Source organism: Pseudonocardia pini (assembly GCF_013870575.1).
In the GTDB taxonomy this organism is placed as follows: Bacteria; Actinomycetota; Actinomycetes; order Mycobacteriales; family Pseudonocardiaceae; genus Pseudonocardia; species Pseudonocardia pini.
Genome location: NZ_JACBXB010000690.1, coordinates 1 through 3007 on the forward strand (window position 1 = coordinate 1; position 3007 = coordinate 3007).

Sequence of the window (3007 nt, forward strand, 5' to 3'; positions counted from 1 at the left end):
GCCGCCCGGGTGTCGGGCCGGGCCATCTGATCGAACGTGTCTTCATACAGTCCTCCGGTCGCGTCGCTGCGTCGTCGGCCGCCACCCGGAGGGTTCCGGCGCGGCGTCGTTCGGGTCCTTGGGCCGTGCGGTCGGTTCGGGCGCGGCAGCCGGGCCCGCCCGGAGGGGCAGGCCCGGCACCGTGGGTCATCCGGCGGCGATCCCCACGTAGCGGAGGTCGAAGATGCCCTGGAAGTCGGACTGGCCCATGGAGTCGGCGCCGATCACCTTGTCGCTGTGGGTGACCTGGGTCGGCAGGGCGCAGATGAAGGCGTCCATGGCCTGGTCCACTGCGATCGTCGAGGCCTGCTGCAGGGTCGCCGTGCGGTCCTGGGCGGACAGGTTGGCGTCGAAGGCCTTGTTGACGGCCTCGGCGAACCCGTCCGGGACCGGTCCCGGGAAACGGCTGGGCGACAGGTAGTTGTCCCGCAGGGTCGTCGCCGCGGTCGCACTGGCGGTCCGGGTGTTGAGGTAGGCGTCGTACTGGCTGCCGGTGTTCCAGAGGGCGTTGAGCTGGTAGGCGTCCTGGGCGTCGATCGTGACCCGAATGCCGGCCTCGGCCAGCTGGGCCTGCAGGGCCGGGGCGAGCTGGTCCTGGGGTGACAGGCTGGCGCCGACGAGCATCCTGATGTCGAGCCCGTTCGGCAGACCGGCCTCGGCCAGCAGCTGCTTGGCCTTGGCCACGTCGTGGCCGTAGACCACCGGCGGGTTCGGCAGGAAGCCGTCGAGGACCTGGGTGAGCGGCTGCCCCTGCGGCGCGCACTGGCCGTCCAGGATGGACTGGTTCAGCGCCTCGCGGTCGATCGCGTAGTTGAACGCCTGCCGCACCTTCGCCTGGTCGACATGGGGTCGGGCGGTGTTCAGGTAGATCGCGTAGGTGGCCGCCGCCGGGTACGAGTGCAGCTCGTAGCCGCCCCCGAGCGCCGAGGCCTGGTCGTACTGGCCGACCTTCGACAGGATCGCGTCGACCTGCCCCGAGCGCAGCGCCGACAGCCGGGCGTTGTCGTTGGTGATGCCGATCAGCTCGATCGTGGCGGCCTGCTGGGCCTGGGGCTCCCAGTAGTTCGCGGCCCGCTTGTAGACCACCCGGTCACCGGCCTTGTACTCGGCCACCGTGTAGGGACCCGAACCGTCCGGGACCGTGTCGAGGTCCGGCTTGGTCAGCGACTTCGGGTTGATGATCGCGCCGATCGAGGACGACAGCACGTACGGCAGGTCGGACGCGGGACGCTCAGCCCTGACCACGAGGGTCGTCGGGTCGGGGGTGTCGATGCCGTCGATCATCGACAGCTGCCCCTTGACCGTCGACTTCTCCAGCGTGAGCGCGCGCTCCAGGCTGGCCTTCACGGCGGCCGAGTCGACCTTGGTGCCGTCGTGGAACGTGACGTCGTCGCGGAGCGTGAAGGTCACCGCCTTGCTGTCCGGGCTGAACTCCCACTTCGTGGCGACCATCGGCTTCAGCTCCGGCCCGGCGACGAGCTGGGTGAGCCGGTCGTAGACCGGGAAGATGTACGGCGCCTGGCCGATGCTCGACGCCGGCGTGTGCGGGTCGAGCGGGACGGCGGGAATGGTCCAGGCGAACCGGAGGGTCCCGTTGGGGTCCGCCTGCGGCGCGCCGGCGGCGGCCTGCTCCGAACCACCCCCGCCACCGCATGCGGTGAGGACGGTGGCCAGCACCGCCACCAGCCCGATCGTCCATCGATGGCGATGCCTCAGCATGGGTCCGTCCCTCTCTGTGGGGGGTGTCGCGACGGCGGTCGCGGGATGGTCGGTGCGATCCGGGTTCGAGGGGGTGTGCGACGCGATCACCGACGAGGACCACTCGTCCGGCCTCGGTGGTGTGCCGTCAGTGCCACCAGTGCCGTCGATGCCGTCAGTGCCGTCGATGCCGTCGGGGCCATCGGTGCAGCGCGGTCACGGCACGCACCGCGGGTGGGAGCGGCGGCCTCCGGGGGTCCCACGAAGCGGGACAGCGCGCTCGTCGAGGACACCTTCACCGGTACCTCCGCTCAGCCTTGAGCCGTCCACTCGGGGCCACACCACGCCAGTTGAGAACCCTTATTCCGTGGAGTTCCCGCCACCAGGTCGGGCGTCCGCCAAAACCTTAACGGATTGCATCGCCGCAGCACAAGGCACAGGTTCGGACCTCGCGCAGGCTCTCGGACAGCGCCGCCCGCCGGATGATCTCCGAACCCGGAGACGCTGATTACGGATCCTGAATCGAATCCCGCTACCTCGGCACGACCTCGCGCGGCAGGCCGAGGATGCGCTCCGCGATGACGTTGCGGCTCACCTCCGACGTACCGCCCGCGATGGTGAGGCACCGGGCGAACAGGTACTCGTAGGTCAACGCCGCCTCTCCCCCCGTCACCGCGGCCGCCGCGGCGATGCGCATCCCGAGCTCGGTGATCTGCTGGGCCTGCTCGGCGGCGAGCAGCTTGGTGACGTTGCCCTCGGCCGACGGTTCCGCACCCACGACGGCACGTTCCACGCTCCGGAGGTTCAGCAGCTGGGTGGCCTGCTCCGCCGAAGCAGGCAGACCGACCTCGCGGGCCAGCCCGCCGTCGTCGGGGGCGTACCGGTCGAGCAGGGCCACCAGCGAGGCGGCGGTGGGCCGGTCCCGGCTGCCCGCCCCGCCGCCGATGCTGACCCGCTCGTTGCCGAGGGTGGCCCTGGCGACGGTCCAGCCCTGCCCCGGCTCGCCCACGACGTCGGCGTCCGGGACGAACACGTCGTCGAAGAAGACCTCGTTGAACAGCGCGTCCTCGGTGATCTCGCGCAGCGGGCGCACCGTGACCCCCGGCGCGGTCAGGTCGACCACGACCATCGTGATGCCCTTGTGCTTCGACGCCGCGGGATCGGTGCGCACCGTCGCCAGCCCCCGGTTGCAGTGCTGCGCCCCGGAGGTCCACACCTTCTGTCCCGTGATCCGCCAGCCGCCGTCCACCCGCGTCCCCCTGGTCTGGAC

General features: G+C 70.9%; 2 protein-coding genes. Both read right to left on the reverse strand.

Annotation, left to right across the window (positions count from 1 at the left end):
- Positions 1-186 precede the first annotated feature (186 nt).
- The gene (locus H5J29_RS27235) at positions 187-1758 is read right to left on the reverse strand and encodes an ABC transporter substrate-binding protein (RefSeq protein ID WP_181783856.1); all 1572 of its coding nucleotides are present in this window, start codon (positions 1756-1758) and stop codon (positions 187-189) included.
- Between the two features lie 511 nt (positions 1759-2269).
- A partial coding sequence (locus H5J29_RS27240) for an acyl-CoA dehydrogenase family protein (RefSeq protein WP_181783857.1) occupies positions 2270-3007 on the reverse strand: 738 nt, incomplete at its 5' end.